Annotated in this window: 21 protein-coding genes; 15 read left to right on the forward strand and 6 right to left on the reverse strand. The window is 35.2% G+C overall.

The window, feature by feature from the left end:
- The first annotated feature begins 3 nt into the window (after positions 1 to 3).
- Complete coding sequence (locus PHV22_RS01280; protein ID WP_295021422.1) at positions 4 to 525, forward strand: hypothetical protein; 522 nt, start codon at positions 4 to 6, stop codon at positions 523 to 525.
- A gap of 89 nt (positions 526 to 614) precedes the next feature.
- Here the strand turns inward: PHV22_RS01280 and PHV22_RS01285 are convergent, their stop codons facing one another.
- The 4 genes from PHV22_RS01285 to PHV22_RS01300 form a co-directional block, all read right to left on the reverse strand.
- A complete protein-coding gene (locus PHV22_RS01285; RefSeq protein ID WP_299945227.1) occupies positions 615 to 2,999 on the reverse strand; it encodes an HD domain-containing phosphohydrolase in 2,385 nt (794 codons plus the stop codon).
- Between the two features lie 2 nt (positions 3,000 to 3,001).
- Positions 3,002 to 5,218 (reverse strand): CHASE2 domain-containing protein, encoded by a 2,217-nt coding sequence (locus PHV22_RS01290; RefSeq protein ID WP_299945230.1) that lies wholly within the window; start codon positions 5,216 to 5,218, stop codon positions 3,002 to 3,004.
- A gap of 6 nt (positions 5,219 to 5,224) precedes the next feature.
- A complete protein-coding gene (locus PHV22_RS01295; RefSeq protein WP_295021416.1) occupies positions 5,225 to 6,520 on the reverse strand; it encodes a porin family protein in 1,296 nt (431 codons plus the stop codon).
- A 92-nt stretch (positions 6,521 to 6,612) separates the two neighbouring features.
- The gene (locus PHV22_RS01300) at positions 6,613 to 7,356 is read right to left on the reverse strand and encodes a FecR family protein (RefSeq protein ID WP_295021414.1); all 744 of its coding nucleotides are present in this window, start codon (positions 7,354 to 7,356) and stop codon (positions 6,613 to 6,615) included.
- Between the two features lie 264 nt (positions 7,357 to 7,620).
- Between PHV22_RS01300 and PHV22_RS01305 the strand changes: the two genes are divergently transcribed.
- From PHV22_RS01305 to PHV22_RS01320, 4 genes are read left to right on the forward strand one after another with little or no spacing between them, the layout of a single operon-like run.
- On the forward strand, positions 7,621 to 8,757 hold the full coding sequence (locus tag PHV22_RS01305) for a succinyldiaminopimelate transaminase (protein ID WP_295021413.1): 1,137 nt from the start codon (positions 7,621 to 7,623) through the stop codon (positions 8,755 to 8,757).
- Positions 8,754 to 9,263, forward strand: coding sequence for a hypothetical protein (locus PHV22_RS01310; RefSeq protein ID WP_295021412.1), 510 nt, complete (start codon positions 8,754 to 8,756; stop codon positions 9,261 to 9,263). The genes PHV22_RS01305 and PHV22_RS01310 overlap by 4 nt, the downstream gene beginning before the upstream one ends.
- Complete coding sequence (gene murC / locus PHV22_RS01315; RefSeq protein ID WP_295021411.1) at positions 9,260 to 10,573, forward strand: UDP-N-acetylmuramate--L-alanine ligase; 1,314 nt, start codon at positions 9,260 to 9,262, stop codon at positions 10,571 to 10,573. The genes PHV22_RS01310 and murC overlap by 4 nt, the downstream gene beginning before the upstream one ends.
- Positions 10,573 to 10,902 carry a hypothetical protein gene (locus tag PHV22_RS01320; protein ID WP_295021409.1) on the forward strand — a complete coding sequence of 110 codons (330 nt, stop codon included), beginning with the start codon at positions 10,573 to 10,575 and terminating at the stop codon, positions 10,900 to 10,902. The genes murC and PHV22_RS01320 overlap by 1 nt, the downstream gene beginning before the upstream one ends.
- Before the next feature lie 38 nt (positions 10,903 to 10,940).
- Here the strand turns inward: PHV22_RS01320 and PHV22_RS01325 are convergent, their stop codons facing one another.
- Positions 10,941 to 11,330 carry a hypothetical protein gene (locus tag PHV22_RS01325; RefSeq protein WP_295021407.1) on the reverse strand — a complete coding sequence of 130 codons (390 nt, stop codon included), beginning with the start codon at positions 11,328 to 11,330 and terminating at the stop codon, positions 10,941 to 10,943.
- A gap of 203 nt (positions 11,331 to 11,533) precedes the next feature.
- Between PHV22_RS01325 and PHV22_RS01330 the strand changes: the two genes are divergently transcribed.
- The 10 genes from PHV22_RS01330 to PHV22_RS01375 all read left to right on the forward strand — a co-directional run bounded on the left by PHV22_RS01330 (position 11,534) and on the right by PHV22_RS01375 (position 22,613).
- Positions 11,534 to 12,073, forward strand: a complete 540-nt coding sequence (locus tag PHV22_RS01330; protein WP_299945236.1) for a multiheme c-type cytochrome — start codon at positions 11,534 to 11,536, stop codon at positions 12,071 to 12,073.
- Positions 12,074 to 12,087: 14 nt separating this feature from the next.
- Complete coding sequence (locus tag PHV22_RS01335; protein ID WP_299945239.1) at positions 12,088 to 13,614, forward strand: GGDEF domain-containing protein; 1,527 nt, start codon at positions 12,088 to 12,090, stop codon at positions 13,612 to 13,614.
- Positions 13,615 to 13,687: 73 nt separating this feature from the next.
- Positions 13,688 to 14,662, forward strand: coding sequence for an RluA family pseudouridine synthase (locus tag PHV22_RS01340; RefSeq protein WP_295021401.1), 975 nt, complete (start codon positions 13,688 to 13,690; stop codon positions 14,660 to 14,662).
- Positions 14,610 to 15,983, forward strand: coding sequence for a hypothetical protein (locus tag PHV22_RS01345; protein WP_295021399.1), 1,374 nt, complete (start codon positions 14,610 to 14,612; stop codon positions 15,981 to 15,983). The genes PHV22_RS01340 and PHV22_RS01345 overlap by 53 nt, the downstream gene beginning before the upstream one ends.
- 12 nt (positions 15,984 to 15,995) lie before the next feature.
- Positions 15,996 to 17,168 carry a tRNA (guanosine(46)-N7)-methyltransferase TrmB gene (gene trmB, locus PHV22_RS01350; protein WP_299945243.1) on the forward strand — a complete coding sequence of 391 codons (1,173 nt, stop codon included), beginning with the start codon at positions 15,996 to 15,998 and terminating at the stop codon, positions 17,166 to 17,168.
- Positions 17,161 to 17,832 carry a cell division ATP-binding protein FtsE gene (locus PHV22_RS01355; protein WP_295021396.1) on the forward strand — a complete coding sequence of 224 codons (672 nt, stop codon included), beginning with the start codon at positions 17,161 to 17,163 and terminating at the stop codon, positions 17,830 to 17,832. The genes trmB and PHV22_RS01355 overlap by 8 nt, the downstream gene beginning before the upstream one ends.
- On the forward strand, positions 17,819 to 18,631 hold the full coding sequence (locus PHV22_RS01360; RefSeq protein ID WP_295021394.1) for a cell division protein FtsX: 813 nt from the start codon (positions 17,819 to 17,821) through the stop codon (positions 18,629 to 18,631). Before PHV22_RS01355 ends, PHV22_RS01360 begins: the two co-directional genes overlap by 14 nt.
- Positions 18,628 to 19,854 carry a peptidoglycan DD-metalloendopeptidase family protein gene (locus PHV22_RS01365; RefSeq protein ID WP_299945247.1) on the forward strand — a complete coding sequence of 409 codons (1,227 nt, stop codon included), beginning with the start codon at positions 18,628 to 18,630 and terminating at the stop codon, positions 19,852 to 19,854. The genes PHV22_RS01360 and PHV22_RS01365 overlap by 4 nt, the downstream gene beginning before the upstream one ends.
- 38 nt (positions 19,855 to 19,892) lie before the next feature.
- Positions 19,893 to 21,365 (forward strand): threonine synthase, encoded by a 1,473-nt coding sequence (gene thrC, locus PHV22_RS01370; protein ID WP_299945250.1) that lies wholly within the window; start codon positions 19,893 to 19,895, stop codon positions 21,363 to 21,365.
- A gap of 36 nt (positions 21,366 to 21,401) precedes the next feature.
- The gene (locus tag PHV22_RS01375; RefSeq protein WP_295021389.1) at positions 21,402 to 22,613 is read left to right on the forward strand and encodes an EAL domain-containing protein; all 1,212 of its coding nucleotides are present in this window, start codon (positions 21,402 to 21,404) and stop codon (positions 22,611 to 22,613) included.
- Between the two features lie 18 nt (positions 22,614 to 22,631).
- Here PHV22_RS01375 and PHV22_RS01380 read toward each other — a convergent pair whose 3' ends face one another.
- The gene (locus tag PHV22_RS01380; protein WP_295021388.1) at positions 22,632 to 23,390 is read right to left on the reverse strand and encodes a pyrroline-5-carboxylate reductase; all 759 of its coding nucleotides are present in this window, start codon (positions 23,388 to 23,390) and stop codon (positions 22,632 to 22,634) included.
- Positions 23,391 to 23,444 lie beyond the last annotated feature (54 nt).

Raw genomic sequence — 23,444 nt, forward strand, 5'->3', positions numbered from 1 at the left:
AAAATGAGATATATAATCGCACTTCTTCTGTTTGTGGCAACACTTCTTGGTGGACAAAATGTTTCTCTTGAAGAGAAACCAAAAGCTATGTTAGAGAAAATCTCACACAATGCCATAAACATTGGAACCGGACATATGAGTGATGTTTATGTTTTTTTAGACCCATTGTGTAGCTCGTCTCGCACTCTTATGAAGCAGATAAACGCAAATAAACTTCTTCAACTCTCAAACACTTACCATATATTTTTATACAGATTGCCAAGACTTGACTCTGAAAAAACTATGCAATATATTTATCAGTCAGATAATCCACAAAAAAGTCTAATTGAAATAATGGTGGATGGAGATGAAGTTGATTTAGCAGATTTTAAAGCGAATGAAAAAACACTTAAAATGTTAGTGGAAGTCTCGGAGGTTGCAAAAAAACTGGATATGAAGCTTCGTCCATATATGATTTCGTTTGATAAAGATTCAAAGTACTGCAGAGTATCAGAGGGGACTGCATCATGTCTGGAGGAGTTTTAGAAATAGCTAGTTGAAGATAGTTGGAAATATATAGAGTTTGGTTTTTTATAGCTATCTATTTCCGTTGTGTTGTGATTTAAAAGAGCAAACTAAAGGGAACTAAAGTCAGTAGTAACTTCATCTATACTCTCTAGTGGAAGCAGTTTTTTTGCATACTCAAGATATATTCCTGAGTTGTAGAAAAACTTAACTATCTCTTTGTCTAAGTCATCATCTTTTGCCATAAAGTAGAGAATTTTCATGGCACTTGAGAGTGGATTTCCTTTTTTATATGGGCGATCACTCGCAGTTAGCGCCTCAAAAACATCAGCCACCGCTAAAATTCTTGCTTCAAAACTTATCTCATCACCTCTTAGTCCTTGTGGGTAGCCTTTTCCATTTATTTTCTCGTGATGATTTCCAGAGATTTGAGGAATCTGTTTATACTTTTTAGGGAATGGTAATTTGTTTAAAATATCAAGGCTTGTTTTTGCGTGTTCGTTTATAATATTTCGCTCTTGCGTCGTTAGCGTTCCTTTTTGCACGCTTAGGTTATATGCTTCGTTTTCATTTATGATAAAGTAACTTTTACCATCTATCTCCCAATTTTGGTTCGCTATATTTTGTATAAGTTCAATCTGCTCATTGGTTATAAATTCCGTACCTTTGTTGCTTCTTTTTATCGCCTCAAAATAGCTATCCAGCAAATCCACTTTTTCTTTAAACACATGTGCTAGTTCTTCAAGTGAGTTTTTGTCATTTTGCATAATTTTTTTATTTAAAAGTTCTATCTCAAGAGCTTTTTTTATGAGCTCTATGCGACCTTTGACAACCTCGATACGATCAAAAATAGTTTCAAGTTTTGTAGATTTGTCAACTACTTGTTCTGGAGTTGCGAGTTTTCCTATATCGTGCATCAGTGCTGCAAAATTTATCTGTTTCATCTCTTGTGCGCTGAAGTTTTTAGTGCTAAATACTCCATTATCTTTGTTTATAGCTTCAGCTATCATAACCGTTAGCTTTACCATTCTCTCTATGTGTCCTGCTGTATATGGGGATTTTTTACCAATAGCGAAGATGATGCTTTGCAGGAATGCTTCAAGTAGTGTCTCTAACCCTTGGATGAGAGTTGCGTTTGTGATAGCAATTGCAGCTTGCGATGCTAAGGATAGGGTTAAATCTTCATCTTCTTTGTCAAAAGCGATAATCTCATTACTATTATCATGCTTATTTAGAAGTTGCAAGACTCCTATAATCTCAAACTCATGATTTTTAAGTGGAATAACTAGCATAGATTTTGAGCGATAACCTGTTCCCTTATCAAACTCTCTTGTTCCATCAAAAGAAAATCCAACGGCTTCATAGACATCTGGAATATTTATAACTATATCATCCAGGGCACAAGTTGCTGCGACCATTTTTTTATTTGGCGAGCCATCTTCAAGATATAGTGGAAGTGGTGGCCATGTTATAACGCCACTTGTTCCACCCATTTTTATATTTAATGAGTCCGTTTGCGCCACTTTGAAATGTAGATGCTTATCTTCTAAAATATAGAGCGTTCCAGCATCAGCATTTGCTAGCGCCTTCGCCTCTGTTACTATAATCTCCAAAAGAGTATCTATATTAGTCTCAGCCGAGAGAGCGGTGCCTATCTTATTTAGTTTTTGTATTTTTTGCTCAGTTGTGTAGCGCAAAGAAGCTATTTTTATAAGGCCATTTTTAAAGTAGATTTCTTCGCCATCTTTTAGAACTCTATCTTTAGAAATCCCAATCTCATCAAGTTCGGTGATAATCTCTTTATCATAAAAAGGTTTAAGATGGTTTACATAAATCTCAATATCTTTGCGCTTTAAAAGTTCCAACTCTTGACTTAAAAATTGTGGTGTTAAATGCTTGCTAAGTTCTGCGATTTTAGCAAGTTTGTTTGGAAAAGATATATCTATAACAAGAGCTTTTATAGCGTCATTGTTATTTATTAAATCCCATAGCTTAGGGTTTTTAAAGGTGTCACCTGAAAAAAGAATAGCCCCATCTTTACTCTCTATAAGATAGCCACAACACTCAACAGTATGATTTGCTTCAATTGGAGTTAGAAAAATCCCATCCTCTATCTCATACCTTTTGCTCAGTTCAAGTTCTACATAAATTATGGCAGGAGCTTGGCTATTTATGAGGTATATTTCACTAAAATCTGGCCAAACTTCATAGTTGAAAATATGCTCTTTTAGTGCTTTTATGGTTTGTGGAAGTCCACACAGATGCAGTGGTTCAACTCTTGAAGCAAAGCTATTGTCTATCAAAAAAGCGCTATCAACTATGTGGTCTAGATGAGAATGAGAGAAGAAAATCTTATTTATATATTTTGCATTCTCGCCGAGGGCTTGCATAATATTTCCAGCATCTATTACGCTGTTTTGTGTAACCATGATTGATGTTGTAAAAGAGTTTTTAGATCTGCCTCCATGGGAGCCTAGTATCTTTATGGTATCCATTCTTACCCCTTGCTTGTGTGTACAAATACACCATTAAAATTTTGTGGTGGTATCTCTAAGTAGTGCTGACATCTCTCAATATAGATTCCATAAATCATCTTATTTGTTTTGTTCTCTTTTGCATCTACTGTTTTAAAGATCTCTAAGGCTTCATTAAATTTAGTATCTTTATAGAGAGAAATGGCATGATGATAGATTTTTAGTTCCTCCTCAAGCTCCTCTTTTGTTACACCATAAAGTGTACCTTCTAGAGGCTTGTCGTAGTCGTGTATCTGCCAAATCTCTATAGGCTCACTTTTGCCCTTTACGGTTACTAAATCCAAAAAGCGAAAGATATAGTTTCCATTAAGTTGCGCTTTTGTAAAGTTTGAGATATTGAGTTTTGAAGAGTAGTATTTGCAGAGTGATTCAAGACGAGAACCAAGATTTATGGGGTCTCCCATAACCGTATAGTCGCTTCTGCTGCTTGAACCCATCTCTCCGACAATAGCCATTCCAGTGTTTATTCCTATTCCAATATCAATGATAGGAATTCCTTTTTCATCTGCCATAAGAACTGCGTTTTTAAACTCTGGATTTAGTCTTATCTGTTCGTTTAACTCTTTTAAGGCATGAAGTTGATTTAATGCCGCACATACTGCAACATCCGCATGATTTTCAACCTCATTTGGTGCATTCCAGTACGCCATAATAGCATCACCTATAAATTTATCTACGGTTCCATGGGATTTTATAATGATTTCAGTCATTGGGTCCATGTAAGTGTTCATAAGATGAATCAGACTCTTTGGGTCTCCCATTGCCTCAGAGATATTTGTAAAACCTCTAACATCGGAGAAAAAGATAGAGATTTCTCTCTCCTTCGCTGTAAATATATCCCCCTCCACTAAGAGCAGGTCGTTCATAACAGCAGGGCTTACTTTGCTTGCAAATTTACCCTTTATCATCTCTTTTTGCTTTATCTCCAAAAAGTAGTTGATGGCTTGACCAAGCACAAAAAGCACACTAAGAGTCAAGAGCAGTATAAATGTATCAAGCATAACACCTTTGTGCATCATAAGATAGTAGTGGGTTCCCACGATAATGGAGTTTAAAAAAACAAAAGAGATAAAACTGAGTGTTGCGGATGGAAGTAGTAAAATAGCAAAAGTCAGTAGTGCTAAAATAGTTATAGATGCTATATCAACGCCAACAGCCCAGATAGGTTTGGAGATAAAGTTACCATTTATAATATTATCAATCGCGTTTGCATGAACTTCCACTCCAGCAAATACACTATCAAATGGTGTACTTCTAAGATCAAGTAAACCCGCAGCAGAGGTTCCAAGAAGTGCAATCTTGCCTTTTATGTGTGAAGCATCCTCTGTTTTGTTGTAAACATCAACTGCGGAAATATAGCGATAACTGCTCTGTTTACCCCTGTAATTAACCTGCATTCGAGCAAAAAAATCTGTTGGTATAATGGTTTCACCAAGTTCTATCTGGGAAACCCCTCTATCATCGTATGCAACTGCAATCTTCTTTTTATCAAGCATAATCCGCGTCATCTCGAGGCTAAGTGATGGATAAAGGATTCCATTGTACTCCATTACTAGTGGTATAGAGCGGACAACTCCATCGTTGTCTTGGATGGTGTTGAAGTAACCGCTTGAGTAAGCACCTTCTTGAATGGATTCAATATTTAAAATGGTGCGATAAGGCTTTATTAAAGATGAGTGTTTTGGGCGATCTCTCTCAATTATAATAGCGTTTGATTTTGGAGGTGCATCTGGCTTGATACCATCGTTTGATAGAGCAAAAATATAACCGACTATGGTGGGTGTATTGCTAATGGTCTCTGCTAAAAGCGCATCATAATCCGCAATCCCATCACTCTTAAGTCCTAATTTTTGAAAAACTTTTTTAGGTGAGCTATTGTCGGGCTCTGCAAAAACTATATCAAGCCCAACGATACCAACTTCATACTCTGCTAAATTTTGCAGAAGTTTAGAGACTACATCTCTACTCCAAGGCCACTGTCCAAGCTCTTTTAAACTTCTCTCATCAATATCTATAATGATGATATTTTCATTGCCTTTAATTTCGCCTCTAACTTTAAACATCAAATCTTTTATCTTGTTTTCAAACGGAAGATAAAGTGCAGACATGTGCAGATAAACTAAAGTACTCGCAAAAGCTATTAGTAGAGCAACAAATAGCTGAGCTAAAGATTTTTTCATAAAATTTTAAAAGCTTATTATCGCGTTTGCTATTGCTGTAACTTTGTCATAATTAAATGTTTCGTGATTAGAGTTGTTTTCTATATATCCGATGGTTGTATTTAACATGATAGTTTTACTTACGCTATAGCCTAGGCTAAACTGATATTCATCACGGCTATCAGATCTTTTTGTTAGAAAGAGCGTATCAACTTTGTCATAATTAGTTTCTCTTTTTGCATAGCCCAAAGCCGTCCTTATGCTATTTTTGAAATTTTTAGCTATCTCTGCTCCAACTCCCCATCCATGACTCTCAACATCCGTTCTGCCACTATTTACTTCTGAAGTTTGCGTGTAAAGTGTATTTAAAGAGAACAAAATTGGATCATCACCAAATGCTCTTTTGTAAGCAGCATTGATGGTATGGGTTTTACTATCTTGAGTTTCATCCTCATCATAGTAGCTTCTTTTATAGGTGTATCCACCCTCAAGCATAGATATAGAGCTAAGTATGTAGGTAGCTCTTACGCCTGAGCTTAAGTTGTATAGATATCCATTGTTATTTATAAATACTCGGTCGTATGTAAGTGGAAATGAGAGTCTGTAATTAGATTCACTCCAAGTTGGTGCCATGCTTATTGAGAAGAGACTTATATCATTTTCGTTGTATTCATTATATAGTTTGGTATACGCTACTAAAGAACTATCTAGCGACCACCCTTGTCTATCTCCAAAATCGTAATTGTGGTTTAACACGAGAGTTGCAAAAAGGTTTGTGTCGTCTGCCTTTTCATTGCCAACAGGGGTACTGCCAAAGAGCGGAAGAATAAATTTATCTCGTCCAATATCATTGTTCACATTGCTGTCATATCCAATACCAAAGATAAACACACCACTAAATGTGTTGCGCTTCATCTGCTCACTAATCTTTGCTTTAAAAGCATTAGCTAAATCACGAATATTTTGAGGGAGGTTCTCTTTTAGAACTATATCTAGCTCTGCTAAAGAGAGCTCTAGCTGATTTGTCTCAGAGTAAAGGCGTGCTAGTTCCAGATGTGTTCTTGTGTGGGATGGATTCAACATAAGTACACGATCAAAAGCTGCAAGTGCATCATCGTATCTCTTTAGCTCCAATGCAGAGCGACCCAAAAAGAAGCTTAGCTCTGCGCTCTCAGGTGATTTTAGGCTCAGTTCCTCAAACATAGTATAAGCCTTAGCAAACTCTTTTGTATTGTAACTCTGCATTGCATCTTTGTAGCTGCTCTCATCCGCGATAAGATTTATAGATAGTAGTAACGCTATAGTAATATTTGAAAATTTCATTATTGTTTTACTCCTTTGAATGCACCTATTTCGTTTAAGTTTCTAAAAGTTTCGTTCCATGCCATCCCTATACTATCTGTAAAAAAAATCTTTCATGGTTGATGAGTGGGGTCGTAATTGGGACTAACAGATTGTTGAAGGTCGATATTTTGTACATTTTGCAAATTTATCTGTTGCGCAGTCGTTGCAGCGGCTGGTTCAAATGTTTGTATTCCTTGAAAAGTTGACAGTGGAGATGATAGGGTTGCATCAAAATTCATAGATTGAAATTCGTTGCTACCACTTTGTAGGCCATCAGATAGTGAGCCTGAAGTCCCTAGTGAGCCTGGCACTCCTAAGCCCTCATTAAATTGTATTATATCTTGCGGTGTTATTTTTCTTGGAGATGCAGGAGGGGCATTAAGAGGGACTGTAGTTATTGTTCCTGCAGGAAGATTTACTACGCCTCCAGTTAAAAGAGATCCCACTATAATCCGTCCACCAAAACAAAAAATAGTATCAGGAGTAGGTAACACTCCAACAATCCCACCTATTGTAGTCCCTCTGATGCCGATGGTAGCTGTTTTGGTCTCAAGTTTAAAACTCTCAGGAGCACTCTTTCCAATTCGCCCTGTTATAGCTTTAAAAGTACCTTGATTAAATTTAAACTTTGCTTTAGGTCTATTTCCATCGCTTAAATACTCATCAACTCTAAAGTCACTCTCGCTACCTAGGGTGATAACTGTTTTGTCAGTAAAGATAAGCTGTATTTGTGAACCTTTCGAGGTTTTTATACTATCTTTTTCCTCAAGTTCCATACCATTTTTAACACTCAATGCTGACCCAAACCTCTCCAATGAAGCTTCTCCTTTAAGTAATGAAACCCTCCCAATAGATCCAAAAAGTAAAGAGCAACCAAATACCAAAGACAAAATAGATGCACGCAAAATTAAAGACACAATAAGCCCCCTCTAAGTTCTTTTTAACTATGTTATATAATATCAAATTTAACTAAAATATAAAATAGCATAGAGGAACAATTAACTATTTTTTATGGATGATTTTTATATTTGATAATTATTTTAGATATAATTTCGCCCACTAAAAAGGGGCTATTAACTATGAATTTTGAACCATATCCATTTGAAAAATTAAACGATTTACTTAAAAATATAACTCCAAACAAAAATTATGAACCATCTGCTCTTACTATCGGCGAGCCTCAGTTTGAAACTCCACTATTTATACAAAAAGCGCTTTGTGAAAACTCGCATCTACTTAGAAGATACCCTAAAACAAGCGGAGAAGATACTCTTATAGAAGCTCAAAAAAACTTTGTCTTAAAGAGATTTTCTGTAAAATTAAAAAACGAGCAGATTATCCCTACATTTGGAACCAGAGAGGTTCTTTTTAATTTTCCTCAGTTTTTATTGTTTGACAAAAAAGAGCCGGTTATGGCTTATCCAAACCCATTTTATCAGATTTACGAGGGTGCTGCGATTGCTTCAAGAGCTAGAGTTATCCATCTAAATCTACTGCCACAAAATGATTTTAAACCTCAGATAAATGAGGAGGAGTTGACACAATGTGACTTGGTTATTTTGAACTCTCCAAACAATCCAACAACTTCAACTCTAACCGTAGAAGAGCTTGGGGAGTGGGTTTCTTTGGCGCTAAAACATGATTTTGTTCTGCTAAATGATGAGTGTTACAGCGAGATTTATACAAATGAGCCTATCCCATCACTTTTAGAAGCTTCTCTGTTTGTTGGAAATGTAGACTTCAAGAATGTTGTAGTTGTAAACTCGATCTCAAAACGCTCCTCTGCTCCTGGGCTTCGTTCTGGATATATTGCAGGAGATGAAAATATACTAAGAGAGTATCTGAAATACAGAACTTATGTAGGCTGCGCATCTCCGCTTCCTCTTCAAAGTGCTGCAACTGCGGCTTGGAACGATGAAGCTCATGTTGCATCTTCAAGAGAGATATATAAAAACAACTTCGCGATTGCAAAAGAGATTTTGGGGATAACTATTCCAGCTGGAACTTTTTATATCTGGCTAAGAGTGGAAAATCCAATAGAATTTACAAAAAAACTCTATAATGATTACAATGTAAAAGTTCTACCAGGGGAGTTTTTAGCAAGAGCTGATGCAAATGGAATAAACCCTGGGAAAGATTACATAAGAATCGCTTTGGTTGAAGATGCAGATAAAACCAGAAGTGCACTACTGCGAGTTAAAGAGGCGATGTTGTGAGTAAAGTAGAGAAACTTAAAGCCGAGGTTTTAAAGGCGCAACAAAACTCAGATATAGCCTCACTTTTTGTGTTGGAACAAAAAGCACAAGATACATTTGATGAAGAGATATTGCAGGCTTTTTATGCAAATATTCTTGATTTGGCGCTTGAGAGATTGACTGATGTTCTTGAAATTCAAAGAGTGATGGATATGAGTGAAGTTCAGGACTTTGCAACGCTTAGAGCGCTTTATGAGTATGCCATGGAACACTATAGTGCTGGTAAAATCAGCGATGCAAGCGCTCTTTTTGAAGTTCTCAGCGGACTCAGTAATGATAAAAAGTTCTCAACATCTCTAAAATTTCACTGGATTGCTTCAAATGAGAATCTATCTTTGGATGATTTTTTATCAAATATTGCAGATATTGATGAGACTGAGAAAGCTGGAACTTTTTATATAAGTTGTTTTACAAAAGAGGCACAAAAATTGCTCAATAAAGAGCAAGTAGATGAGGGAGAGAGATGAAAATTCATTTTATTGGAATTGGCGGAATCGGTATATCGGGATTAGCACAATTTATGCAGTACAGAGGTCATGAGGTAAGTGGTTCTGATATTTCAAACTCTGCAATCACTAAAAAGCTTATTGCCTCAGGCATAAAAGTAACTGTTCCTCATAATGCTTTGGCTATAACAAATCAAGATTTAGTGGTTCACTCCGCTATCATCCGCCCCGATAATCCAGAAGTTATAGAGGCAAAAGCCAAAGGTATTGAAGTTGTGGCTCGTCGTGAAGCTTTGCCACAAATATTAAAAGGTTCCAAAGTTTACTCAGTTGCTGGAGCGCATGGAAAAAGCACAACTACTGCAATTTTAGCATCCATCATGAATGGCTCAACAATCATTGGCGCAGAATCAAAAGCGTTTGGTTCAAATGTAAGATATGAAAAAGATTCAGATATTATGATTTTTGAAGCTGATGAGAGCGATGGAAGTTTTTTAAATACAAATCCATATTGTGCAGTAGTAATTAACGCAGAACCAGAACATATGGAGTATTATGACTATAACTATGATAGATTTTATGACTCCTATAAAACTTTTATAAAATCGGCTGGACACCGTGTTTTAAATGCAGAAGATGTTTTTTTAAGCACTCTTATTGGTGAGATTGAAGCTAACTGGCTCTATCCAACCAAGGATATTACAAACATAGGATTTATCCTTATAGATGATGAGCCGCACACAAAATTTTCACTTAAAGAGTTAGGAAACTTTGTTGTTTGGGGATTTGGAACGCACATAGCGCTTGATGCTTCTTTGGCTATTTTAGCGGCTATAGAGTCTATGGATATTGAGGATATTAGAAAAAATCTACTTCAATTTAAGGGAATTAAAAAGAGATTTGACATTGTTGGATTAGAAAAAGAGAGCGTTATAATAGACGACTATGGTCACCATCCAACAGAGATAAAAGCTACTTTTGAATCAGTTAAAGAGTATGCCAAGCTAAAAGGTTTTGACAAAATAACTGCGATTTGGCAACCTCATAAATACTCTCGAACTATTGATAATCTAAAAGAGTTTGTGAACTGTTTTGAGGGAGCTTCTGAACTTATTATACTTCCTGTATGGGCTGCTGGCGAGGCTATTAGAGATATTGACTTTAAAAATGAGTTTCAAAAATATAATCCAATAATGGCGGATAGTATAAAAAGAGTCGGTAGTGGAGTTGAGATTGTAAAAAATCACCAGACACTAAAAACCATAGACAAAGGTCTCATTATCAGCTTTGGTGCTGGAGATATAACCTACCAAATCAGAGGAACTCTTTAGTGGGTTACTTGATTGCTACTCTTGCGATAGGACTTTTTTTTCTAATTTTGCACAATTTTACAGAGCTTAACCTTAAGCAAAAACTCATAGCAACGCTAGTTGTTTTTCTCGTCATACTCTCTGCACTTTTCTACAATAACCAAAGCAATGCGCAATCACAAAAAACATTAGATGTAATCACAAAGTTTAAGCAAGGCAAGAGCATAAAATGCCAAGATAAAGAGGTAAACAACACAAACTATTCTCTTAGTGTTGGAACTTATACTTTCATAGGCAAAAACAAAACCTCAGCAGAAGGCTTGATGATTAATGTCTCTGCGTGTGAATAATTTTTAGCAGTTTACCTGTCTGTATGCAACACTTTTTACTAAAAAGAGTGTTGCATAACCAAACCAATATATTTACCCTCCAGAGCACAATCTTTAATAACTGGCGTTAAAATGTACCGATCTGTTATATATACTCCAAACGCTGAACCTGCTATGTGAGAGACCACATCAAGCAATTGTCCTTTAGCGTTTCCATTTAAAATAAACTCAACACCTTGCTCAACAACAATAGCAGCAGAGCTGATTCCAAAGCCAATCATTCCACGATCAGAACGATACTCAGGATAATAGACATCAACAACGGCAGTGATACCACCAGCCATTACTGCTCCACCTGCAAAATGACTAAGTTCGCTACTAAGACTATCATTTGCATGCAAACTAGACATCACCAACAAACTTCCTACAACTGTTTTATAAATATTCATAACTGCTGATACCTTTAATAAATATAACAATATCTAACTATAGACCAAAATTTCAAGCTACTAGTTATTTTTGCTACTGTTTACTAACGCTTTAGATTTAAGTTGTTAAACTTTATGTTATAATATAACAAACTTGTAAATGGTAGGTAGGCGTGAATTTTAAATCTTTTATTATTAGTTTTGTATTAGTTTTATTTATTAATATGAATGTGTTTTGCGCTGAAAATAGTCGTGTGTTGGAAGAGCTAAAAAGTCCTATGACACAAATTCCACTAAAGAGTGCAATTGGTGAAGCTGCATACAATGAAGCTATGGCTTCAAATGAGTATCGATATGTTGGTAATGATAAGTGTCGCTTATGTCATCGTGATTTTTTTATCGGACGAAAACATGACCTACATGATCACTCTTTAGAGTATATAACAACAAGCGAGCATCGAGATAATCCCCGTTGTCTTGTTTGTCATGCGACTGGCTATGGTGTTCCTAGCGGTTTTACCACAATTGAGCAGACTCCCCGCCTTGTAAATGTTCAGTGTGAGGGGTGTCATGGTCCTGGAAGCAACCATTTAAAGATAGCTACAATCAAGAAAATTGGGGGAGGATTTCTAGTCGGAACAGACAATCATGAGCGTCTCAAAAAGATGTGTAAAGCTTGTCACACATCGCGTTGGAATCACTCATTTACTAATGCTAATTTTCAAGATGCGTATGCGCGATATAAAAAACCAGCTCCAAAATAAAAAAGGATAGATTTGTGACTAAATTTTGGAAAAACTATAATATACCGATACTATTGTTATCTCTCGTAGTATCTCTTTCTGCTCTCTCTTTTTTTAACTACTACACACAAAAGAATCTTCTATTAAAGCAGATGGAGAGTGATGCAGAGGATATTGCTAGCTCAATTACTGCGGCTATGAATAGATTTTATGATATAAAATCAACAATGAGAGTTCAGAAGTTAGTAAGTGACATCTCTCTTGGATTAGAGATATTTGAATTTCGCTATATTGAAACAGATGGAACAGTTCGCAACTCTATGTTTAAAGAGGAGATAGGGAAAGCTTTTAAGGGGAAAAGTTTTGCTCAACTGTTGCAAGGAACTGTAAATTCAAAAGAGTTCATTTTTGAAACCCGTGATTATGTTCCTGTTATGGCCATTTACTATCCAATTAAAATAGATGAAAAAGTCATTGGCATTATTGATCTTGCTGTTGACATAACTGAGTATAAAGATGTTGTGTCTCATGGCAAGATTGATTTTTCTTTAATGCGCAGACAGATAGATATACTTAACCTTCTAAAAGCAATAGAGGGTTCAATTCATAACAGCATAGAGATTACATCAAAAACAGATTTTCATGATTTTTTAAAAAAATATGTTGAATCAGCGAAAAATATTGTAAAAATATCTATTGTAAATCAACAGCGAAAAGTACTTATTAGTAGCAACAAAAGTGATATAGGAAAAACTCTTCATATTGCTGATTTTCCACCACCAGAGATAGTAAATCTTGATAAACTGCCTATCTATCGACTAATAAAACCAAGTATAGGAGTTGATGGCAATACAAAAGAGCAACTGTTGCTTCTTATTGATGCTACTGTATATGCTCAAAATGAGGAGCGTCTCCTTCGTACTGCTATGTTGACGGCTGTTATTGCTATCTTGTTTGCTCTTTTTATTGCTAGAATTATCTATTATAGTGCCATTGAGCGCTCTCGTGAAGATAAAGAGAGACTGGAGAGACTTGTGAAAGAGCGGACTCACGAAATCGAACTCCTAAGCAAGACAGATGCTCTTACTGGTATATGGAATCGTGGCTATCTTGAAGAGATGATGGATATGAAATTTAAATATGCAAGACGATATGAAAGTACGATGGCAATTTTAGTTATTGATTTGGATTATTTTAAAAAAGTTAATGATACATATGGACATTTAGGCGGAGATGAGGTCTTGCGTCAGGTTAGCAGATGTCTTTCTGGGTGCTTGCGCGAAACTGATTTTATAGGCAGATATGGAGGAGAAGAGATTGTTGTTATTTTATCGGAGACAACAATTGAGCAAACATTAGAAATTGCCAACAAGCTATGCAGCACAGTTGCAGCAAAGCCAATTAAATTTGGAGAAATGTTAATACCGGTAACCGTCAGTATAGGAGTTAGCATTATCAGGAACGAGCATGAGCATTATGAAGATATATTCTCAGAAGCAGATGAGGCACTCTATGTGTCTAAGAGTAATGGTAGAAATCGTGTGAGTCTTTATGGGCAATAGTTCTTTTTTTGCTAGACCCATTTTAGGCTAGTATAAAAATTAGTATAAAAATTGTATTGCAAAGGTTTAATATATGAGCGAAATAAAGAGCTATCTATCTGATGGGCAGGAGAGGCTAGATACATTTTTGGCGCTCCACATAGATCAAAGTCGTTCACAAATAGCGCAGTTGATCAAAAAAGATGGTGTCTCTGTAGATGGTAAAGTAGTTACTCGCGCTGGTGTAAAGTTAAAAGTAGGACAGAGCGTTAAGGTAGAATTTTTTGAGGCTGAGTTAAAGCCACTGCAGGATTTTGATTTTAATATAGATATTTTATATGAAGATGATGATGTTTTGGTTATAAACAAGCCAACTGGAGTTGTGGTTCATCCAGCACCAAGTGTTAAAGAAGCGACACTTATTGAGTGGTTGAAACAAAAAGGTATAAGGCTCTCGACAATAAGTGGTGAAGAGCGACATGGGATTGTTCATAGACTAGATAAGGGCACAAGTGGAGCTATGATTATTGCTAAAAACAATAAAGCGCATGAGTTTTTATCTAATCAGTTGCAAGATAAAAGTATGGGAAGATATTATATTGCAGTTTTAAATCCGCCTTTAAAAGAGGATATCACTATAGTTGAGAAAAATATTGATAGAAGCACTCACAATAGATTAAAAATGGCTTGTGTTGCAAATGGTGGAAAAACCGCAAAAACAATTTTTAAGTCACTAGCCTACTCAGATGACGAAAAAAATCAACTCGTTGCTTGTAAACTTTTTACTGGAAGAACTCATCAAATTAGAGTTCATTTGGAAAGTCTAAATCGTCATATTATTGGTGATCATATATATGCGCAAAACCCAAAACTAGAGAAGTCGGAACGAATTTTGCTCCATGCTTATGTAATATATTTTATTCATCCAACAAGTGGTGAAAAATTAACTTTTACAGCACCATTAGATGAGCATATGAGTCAATACATAAAAGATAAATTTAATATGGAGAGTATAGATGAGATTATCAACGCTAGCAACATCATGTGCGGTTTTATTACTAATTTTTAGTGGCTGTTCTTCAAAGCCAGTACCAAAAAAAGAGCCTCTGATTGATAAAACACTTCCTGTAATTAAACTTACAAGCAATGGAACAATAGCTGATATCAATGCAGTAGCATTAGAGTGGGAAGCTATAAGTGACGAGAGAGTAAAGGGTATTTTTATTTACAAGGTAGCTCTTGATGAGAATAACTCAAAACAGGATGAGTTTTATGATAGTGTTGAGAGCCGTTTCGCGACTCACTACCTTGATACAAAAATAAAAGCTGATTCAAGATATGACTACTATTTTAAAACATTTAGTGATAAAGCCGAGTCGTTAAAGAGTGATGTATCGTTAATAAAATCACTTCCAAATATGAACTCTGTCAGCTGGATACATAGCATTGAAAATATGCCAAGAAGTGCAAAAATAATCTGGAGACCGCATCCCGATGGAAGAGTTGTTTCATATACAATCCAGAGAAAAACACTAGAAGAGGATGCATGGAATAGTGTTGCAACTGTTTTTGGAAGATTAAGTGCTGAGTATATAGATAAAAATTTAAAAGATAAATATACATACAAGTATAGAATACGAACAACAACATATGATGGGTTAGTATCAAACCCTAGTGTTGAAGTTAGTGTTATCACGAAAGAGTTGCCAAAATCAGTAAATAAGATTGCAGCAACAACTGATTTGCCTAAAAGAGTCGAACTTAAGTGGGAGAAATCAGAAGCTAGTGATTTTTTACATTATAATGTATATAGATCAACAAATATAGATGGAAGTTACAGCTTAATTGCATCAACAACGGAAAATTTATATATTGACACTCTTAAAGAGGATGGAAAAGACTATTTTTATAGAGTTAGTGTTGTTGATAAAGATAAACTTGAGAGCAGGAGTGATGAAAATTCTGTTCATGGAAAAACATTAGTTAAACCAGCTACTCCATCTTTGGTTGAAGCAAAGTTTTTTGATTCAAAGGTAAAATTATCTTGGTCAAATTCTGATCCAAGGGTTAAGAGTTTTATAGTCCAAAAAAGATATAAAAAAGGTACTTTTGAAGAGTCAATAGAAGATATTGAGAATATAAAAAAGTCCGAGTTTGTTGACTCAGATATTCAGTCTGATAAAACTTACTATTACAGAGTATTTAGTCAAGATGCAAACTACATAATATCAGAATCTAGTATTGAGGTTGAGATAATAGTTGGAAAAGTTTTAGAGACATATGAGCAAAAAAAAGAGCAAGTAGAAGTTAAAAAAGAGCAAAAAAAACAAGAAGAGAAAAAAAGCGCTCCAGTTGAGAGTGTAATTACGCCAGTAAAAGATTTTAATTAAGAACGAGAATTTATGCCACATCTACATATAGCCAAGTTTAAAGAGATAGAGTATCCAAACAGCAAAGATGGTGTTTCTTTCCATTTTAGCGCAGATAACATAACACATAAAGAGGAAAAACTGATCTCTGTTAGTGTGGAGAATGATAATTTCTTCTTACTTGTTAGAGAAGAAGAGAGTAGAGTGCTTTTGAAGTCTGACAAGACTACAAGACCTGCTTCTATCTATAATGTGCATAAAGCACTGCTAGCTTATGCAAAATTAGCAGAGCTTGAGACACTAAGTTCAAATGTGCCAGATAATCAGAAAAATATTCATCTTGAGACAGTAAGTGCTCTAAAGAGTATAGAGTACTTTGCATCCAATTTTTCATACGATAAAGAGCTTCAAATTGAGGTTGGTTTTGGCTCTGGTAGGCATTTGTTGCATCAGGTTGTTCAAAATCCAGACATACTATTTATTGGCATTGAGATTCACAGACAATCAATCGAGCAAGTTTTAAAACAGATTGCAATTCAAAATATACAAAACTTACTAATACTTGATTATGATGCAAGACTTTTTATGGAGCTGATTCCTTCAAATATTGTGGGAAAAATATTTGTTCACTTTCCTGTTCCATGGGAGAAAAAGCCTCATAGAAGAGTTATTTCAACTAGTTTTATTGAAGAGGTAAATAGAGTGCTAAAAGTTGATGGACAGCTTGAGCTAAGAACTGACAGTGAAGAGTATTACGCCTACTCTTATGAGACTTTTATAAATTTTAATAAAACATCACTTCATATAAATAAAAACAAGGATATTGCTATTGTGTCTAAGTATGAAGATAGATGGAGAAAAATGGAGAAAAATATTTATGATATTACTATGATAAATCAAGAATTATCCCCAGAACTATCTATAAATGGCGATTTTAATTTTTCCAATGAAAAGCTTTTAGGTGATGAGACAATCAAGCTTTACGGTCAAACAAAAAGATTTGATGGAGGATTTATGCACTTTGAGAGAGCTTACAGGATGAATGATGGTTTGATGTTCCGTGTCTCTATGGGCAGTTTTGATAAACCTGAAAATCTTTTTGTTATAGTAAAAAAGGATAGTGTAAGTTACTTCCCATCACTTCCACTTAAATCAAAAAGTAACTTGATGGCACATAAATTGTTAAATGAGGCTCTTCATGGATAAGGTTATTGTGGCAAGTGATTTGTCGTTGTCGTACTCAAGCAATGAAACTATAATCAATAAAATAAATTTCTCCATCGCTTCTGGTAGTTTCGTTTTTATAACTGGGGCTAGTGGCAGTGGAAAATCAACGCTATTAAAATCACTTTATGGCGCACTTAGTCCGAAGCATGGTAGTTTGATTGTTGGTGGGGTAGAACTAAATGGTATTTCTCGTCATAAATTAAATTTTTTAAGACGACATGTTGGCATAGTTTTTCAAGATTACAAGCTTGTAAAAGAGTGGACTGTGGATAAAAATATTATGCTTCCACTTATCATTAATGGGTATGCCAAAAGTGTCGCTGAAGATCAGGTAGAGAAACTTTTGAAGCATGTTAGACTTAATCATCAAAGTGGAAAGTTTCCACTTGAGTTAAGTGGCGGGGAACAGCAAAGAGCCGCAATGGCTAGAGCGCTCTCACACAATCCAATGCTTATTTTAGCGGATGAGCCAACGGGAAATCTTGATGAGTACTCATCAGAACTTATATGGAAGCTTTTAGAGGGTGCAAATCAACAACTAAACACTACAATTGTTGTTGTCACACACAATATTCCTCAGACCTTAAATGTTAGTTACAAGCATCTTCATATAGAGCTTGGAGGCATTAGTGAAATCAATTAGAAATCATCTCTCGCTTATAATCGCACTTTTAAGTATCCTCTTTTCAATTCAAATTTTTATGGTTGTGAATAGATCCATAGAAGCGTATAATAAAAATCTAGCATCTAACTACTCTGTTATTGTTGTTAGTCAAAAAACATTATCTAATGCTAATTTTCTAAAAATAAATAAGATTATTACAAGTAGTGAAGAGCTCTCTCCAGATGATGTCATAAAAAGATTAAACAGCGGAATAAAAAGTAGAAATATTGAGCTGCTTAAACTTACTCTGCCAAAATTTTATAAACTAATCCTAGCTTACTATCCGAGTACAGATGAGGTAAATAAACTAACAAATGATCTGTTAAAAAATAGCTCAATCGTTAAAGTTGAAAATTTTTCATATAGCCATGATTCTACCTATAAGCTTCTTCTTCTATTTAAATATGTTGTTTCTGTCTTTGCTATCGTTGTACTAATTGTGACGCTCCTTCTTATATTTAAAGAGCTTAGGATTTGGCAGTATAAACACAACGAGAGAATGAATATCATGGGTCTTTTTGGGGCAGCTCTTTGGCTTCGCTCTATGGTACTTTTTAGACTTGCGGTAGTGGATGCTCTTATAGCGAGTGCAGTATCGTTTGGAATTTTTATATATATATCAAACTCATGGTGGGTGCTTGATCAGCTTAAAAATATTGGGATAGAGGTTATGATATTTAATCCGCTAGAAGACTCTCTAATTATGCTCGGTGTTTCTGTCTCTATCTCTATAGTTTTGGCATCATTGATTGTTTTTGGTCATAAAGAAGAAGTATGATTCGACTCTCTCTCTGTTTGATGTCCATACTGCTGCTTTTGGATGCAAAAACAAGTATCGACAACAAGATAAAGCACACAAGTTCAGAGTTAAGTTCTTATGGCAGAAGTTATGAAGAGATTAACAAAAAAATGGAACAAAACGCAATAGAGGTCTCAAAACATAAAAATGAGATAAGTATGCAGCAAAAACACTTAACAATTATAAAAGATGAGTTATCAACAAAAGAAAGCAGCTACGAAGAGAACAAAAAGCGACTTAAAGAGTTAAAAAGTACTCAAGATGCGCTTAAAAAAAATGGGGATATTTTAGAAGAAGATCTTGTTTTTACAATAGCACAGAGCGTTTCACTCTCTATGATACTTGAGGAGAAATATTCTGCTACAAAAGAGTCACTTATGGAGTCTGAAGTACTAAAAATTATGTTGAAAAATTCAAAGTCGAAGATTGAAGAGTTAAATGAAAAGCTTCAATCAAATTCTAAAAATATAAGTTCATTGAGTGTGCAAACTAACTCTTTGGAAGCCTCCATAGCAAGTATTGATGCAAAAAGAAAAGATTTGGTAAACATTAAAGCCAAAAATGAAGAGTCACTGAAAAAATTAACAGTTGCAGAGTCTTCTTACAAAAGAGAGCTTGAGATGTTGATTCGTAAGCAAGATGAGTTAAAGAGAACTTTGGCGCAGTTAAATATTATAAAAATAGATGAGATAAAAAAAGCAGCAGAAGATGCAAAAATTAAAGAAGCATTTAGTGCTCCATCGCCATCTTCAAGAGAAGCAAAACTTCCAGATGTAAAAAAACATGGTAACAGTTACGCAAGCGTTGAGACAAAAAAATATGATGGTGAAAAAACAATTCCACCGTTTGAGTCATACACAATAACAAAATCGTTTGGTAACTATACAGATCCAATTTATGGTATCAAGACATTTAATGAATCCATCACAATGAAATCAGGTAGTAGAGATACAAAAATCCAAACAGTCTTAAATGGAAAAGTAATATATGCAGCCAAAACAGCGGTTTTAAACTATATAGTAATTGTTGAGCACGACAATGGTCTTCACACAATATATGCAAACTTATCTCAAATATCTCCAGATATTGTAAAAGGTAAAAAAATAAGACAGGGCTATACAATAGGACGAATTGAGCAAGAGTTGATTTTTTCAGCCACTCAAAAATCATTCCACCTAAACCCAGTTAATCTTTTTCGATAGTTTGGTATACTTTCAAAAAAAATTTAGGTTGAGATATTATGAACTTTATTCAAACTCGCGGATGCGATAAAAACAGAGCAAAGAGTGTTACATTTTCTGAGGCAATTTTAAGTCCAATTGCTTCTTTTGGTGGTCTTTATGTGCCAGAGAATTTACCAAAACTAGGTGAAGAATTTTTAAGCAAACATCTAGATTCTTCATATAAAGAGTTAGCATTTGATATGCTCTCGCGATTTGAGATAGACATAGAACCTAGCGTTATAAAAGAGGCGCTTAATCTTTACGATGAGTTTGACACTCCATCAAACCCTGTACCTGTCGTAAAAGTAAAAGAGAATTTTTTTGTTAGTGAACTTTACCATGGGCCGACCCGCGCTTTTAAAGATATGGCTCTTCAGCCTTTTGGCGTGGTTTTATCATCGATTGCTCAAAAGAGAAACGAGAACTATCTTATCTTAGCTGCAACAAGTGGTGATACAGGTCCAGCGGCATTAGAGACTTTTAAAAACCGTGCAAATGTACAAGTGGCTTGTTTGTATCCTGATGGCGGAACTAGTGATGTTCAGAGACTTCAAATGGTTACAGAAGATGCTAAAAACCTAAAAGTGATTGGAATAAATGGCGTTTTTGACGATGCTCAAAATGCGCTTAAAAAGCTTTTAGCTTCTAGTCAATTCAAGTCGGCCTTAAAAGAGAAAAATATACTTCTCTCAGCTGCAAACTCTGTAAACTTTGGACGCATTATTTTTCAAATTATCTATCATATCCACAGCTACTTAGAACTTGTCCGTCAAGATGGTATAAAAATGGGTGAAAAAGTTTATCTAAATGTTCCTAGTGGAAACTTTGGAAACGCTCTTGGAGCTTACTATGCGTGGAAAATGGGGCTTTTTGTTGAGAAAATAATTATCTCTTCAAACGAGAACAATGTTTTAACAAAACTTATAAAAACAGGAAAGTATGATTTAAGGGATTGCAAGGTTGTGAGTACGACTTCGCCTGCTATGGACATACTAAGATCATCAAATGTCGAGAGAATTTTGTATGATATGTTTGGATTTGAAAGAACAAAAGAGTTGATGCAAAACCTTGAAGCAGATGATTTTTATGAGTTAAACAGTGATGAACTTACAAAACTCAGAGAGTGTTTTGATGCTGATTTTTGTAATGGGGAAGAGGGTAAAAAGTACATAAAAGAGATGTTTTACAATTATAACTATCTTTTAGACCCACACACCGCAACATGTTTAAAGTCTTACGAGACATGTTCAAACCCAGAGATAAAAACCATAGCATACTCTACGGCTGAGTGGACAAAGTTTTCTCCAGTTATTGCCAATGCACTCACTGGCGAGGTTGATGCAGAGGATATTGTGGCGTTAGAGTCTATCTCAAAAGAGGCGAAATTAGAGATTCCATCTATGATAAAAGAGTTATTTAGCAAAAAGATAGCTCAAAGCACAATCATAGAAAAAGAGGATATTGAAAAAGAGATATTAAAATTTTTATAAGTTACAAAACCATAAAAAACAGTAAATGGATACGCCGTGAATAATGTCTTTATAGCTCGACAAAAAATATTTGATAAGGTTGGCAAAGTTTATGCCCATGAGTTGCTGTTTAGAGATTACGCACATGGGATTAAAGATTTTCCAACAAATATAAAAGCAACTTCACATGTAATAATCAATTCATTGACAAACATAAGCACTAACGAGCTGCTTGGTATAGATGGAATTGGATTTGTAAATATAGATGAAGAGATTTTACTATCGGATGCTGTAGATGTTCTAAATAAAGAGAGATTTGTTTTAGAGCTCTTGGAAACAGTAGATTTGACTGCAAAAGTAATTAACAAAATAAAACAGTATCACTATAGAGGGTTTAAGATAGCTATTGATGATTTTGATTGTAGCGGTGAGATGATTAAGAAATTTCTCCCAATTTTAAAATATATTCATTTTATAAAAATAGATGTAATGGAAAGTGAACCTGAAAACCTAAGAAATGTCATCTCAAGACTAAAGCAGATGGGCATAAAACTTCTTGCAGAAAAAATAGAGACCAAGATGGCATATGATGAATATGCTAAAATGGGTTTTGATCTATTTCAAGGCTACTATCTTGATATGCCTGAAGTTTTGGAGATTAACCGATATAAAGAATCTACTCAAATTATAATTTTGCATCTTATTAAGCTGATTAGGGGAGATGGTGAGACATCTGAAATAGAGGCTTATATTAAACAACGACCTGAACTATCATACAAGCTTTTAAGATTTTTAAACAACCAGGGCAAAGTTGTTGAGAGAGTCGAATCTATTACCCAGATTATTACCATGCTAGGTCGTGATAAGTTGCTGAGGTGGCTAATGGTCTATGTCTATTCTGAACTATCAAACAACCCAGCATCAGAGATCATACTAAAAATGGCTACCAAGAGAGCAGAGCGTATGGAAGCTGATGCCTTGTTGCTTGATAAAGATAAAGCTTACCTTGCTGGTATGTTTTCGTTAATGGATGCAATAATGGAAACGGATATGAAAGACTTAATGAAGTATGTAAATCTAGATAAAGATATAACTTCATTAGTAGTTGATAAAAAAGGAAAATTTGCTCTTAGCTTTCTTAAAGCAGAGGAGTCCGAGAGAGAATATCTTAAAAGATTAGTTATTGATAACTTTGATAAGATAAACACGGTTGATATAATTTATGCACTAGGATTTGGCGGCATAAAGGTGAATAGAAGCAGACTATAAGATATCTTAAAATATCGATTATAGCTCTTTCGCTTTTTTATAGGCTCTCTCAATGGCGTTAATGCAAGAAGCTCTAACATTTCCATCTTCGAGTGCGCTATATCCAGCTGCAGTCGTCCCGCCTGGACTCATAACACCATCTTTTAGTAGAGCAGGGTGGATGACTTGGATAAGCTCACCAAAACCACTAAATAGACCACGCATTATAATCATCGCATCATCTCTTCTCATCCCTTGTTTTACGGCTCCATCAGCTAATGCTTCAGCTATTAGACATAGGTAAGCGGGACCGCTTCCTGCGAGCGCTGTTGCAATGTCTATCTCTTTCTCACTTGCAACCCAAAGAGTCTGACCAACAGAGTTAAGTAGCCCTTGCGCTTCCTCCTTAAAAGCCTCATCGCCTGTGAGTGTTGTCATAGATTTTGCAACACTAGCGGCTAGATTTGGCATAGCTCTGACTACAGCATCTGGATTAAGACTATGTTTTATTTTTTCTATGGATGTACCAGCCAAAACAGAAAAGATAACCTTAGCTTTTCCCTTCACTGCTTTTGCTACCTCTTCTAAATTTGCAGGTTTTATACATAAAATAATAGTTTTGCCTTGCGTGTCATAGTTGTAAATAAGTGATTTTTCTATTTTTGTACCAAGCTCATTTTCAAACTCGCTCAGTTTATCTAAGTTTCTTCCAACAACCTCAATATCATATTTACCACTAAGCCCTTTTGCGATGCTTAGTGCCATATTTCCATTTCCAATAAAAGTAATAGTTTCCATAAAATGCCCCTATTTTTTATGGTAGTATAGCATTTTGCTAAACTAAAAAGTATA

The sequence above is a fragment of the Sulfurimonas sp. genome, from assembly GCF_028713515.1.
In the GTDB taxonomy this organism is placed as follows: domain Bacteria; phylum Campylobacterota; class Campylobacteria; order Campylobacterales; family Sulfurimonadaceae; genus Sulfurimonas.

Coding starts and splice junctions, on each gene's coding strand:
- PHV22_RS01280 (WP_295021422.1), top strand. CDS start 4: ATGAGATATATAATCGCACTTCTTCTGTTTGTGGCAACACTTCTTGGT.
- PHV22_RS01285 (WP_299945227.1), bottom strand. CDS start 2,999: ATGGATACCATAAAGATACTAGGCTCCCATGGAGGCAGATCTAAAAAC.
- PHV22_RS01290 (WP_299945230.1), bottom strand. CDS start 5,218: ATGAAAAAATCTTTAGCTCAGCTATTTGTTGCTCTACTAATAGCTTTT.
- PHV22_RS01295 (WP_295021416.1), bottom strand. CDS start 6,520: ATGAAATTTTCAAATATTACTATAGCGTTACTACTATCTATAAATCTT.
- PHV22_RS01305 (WP_295021413.1), top strand. CDS start 7,621: ATGAATTTTGAACCATATCCATTTGAAAAATTAAACGATTTACTTAAA.
- murC (WP_295021411.1), top strand. CDS start 9,260: ATGAAAATTCATTTTATTGGAATTGGCGGAATCGGTATATCGGGATTA.
- PHV22_RS01325 (WP_295021407.1), bottom strand. CDS start 11,330: ATGAATATTTATAAAACAGTTGTAGGAAGTTTGTTGGTGATGTCTAGT.
- PHV22_RS01330 (WP_299945236.1), top strand. CDS start 11,534: ATGAATGTGTTTTGCGCTGAAAATAGTCGTGTGTTGGAAGAGCTAAAA.
- PHV22_RS01340 (WP_295021401.1), top strand. CDS start 13,688: ATGAGCGAAATAAAGAGCTATCTATCTGATGGGCAGGAGAGGCTAGAT.
- PHV22_RS01345 (WP_295021399.1), top strand. CDS start 14,610: ATGAGATTATCAACGCTAGCAACATCATGTGCGGTTTTATTACTAATT.
- trmB (WP_299945243.1), top strand. CDS start 15,996: ATGCCACATCTACATATAGCCAAGTTTAAAGAGATAGAGTATCCAAAC.
- PHV22_RS01355 (WP_295021396.1), top strand. CDS start 17,161: ATGGATAAGGTTATTGTGGCAAGTGATTTGTCGTTGTCGTACTCAAGC.
- PHV22_RS01365 (WP_299945247.1), top strand. CDS start 18,628: ATGATTCGACTCTCTCTCTGTTTGATGTCCATACTGCTGCTTTTGGAT.
- thrC (WP_299945250.1), top strand. CDS start 19,893: ATGAACTTTATTCAAACTCGCGGATGCGATAAAAACAGAGCAAAGAGT.
- PHV22_RS01380 (WP_295021388.1), bottom strand. CDS start 23,390: ATGGAAACTATTACTTTTATTGGAAATGGAAATATGGCACTAAGCATC.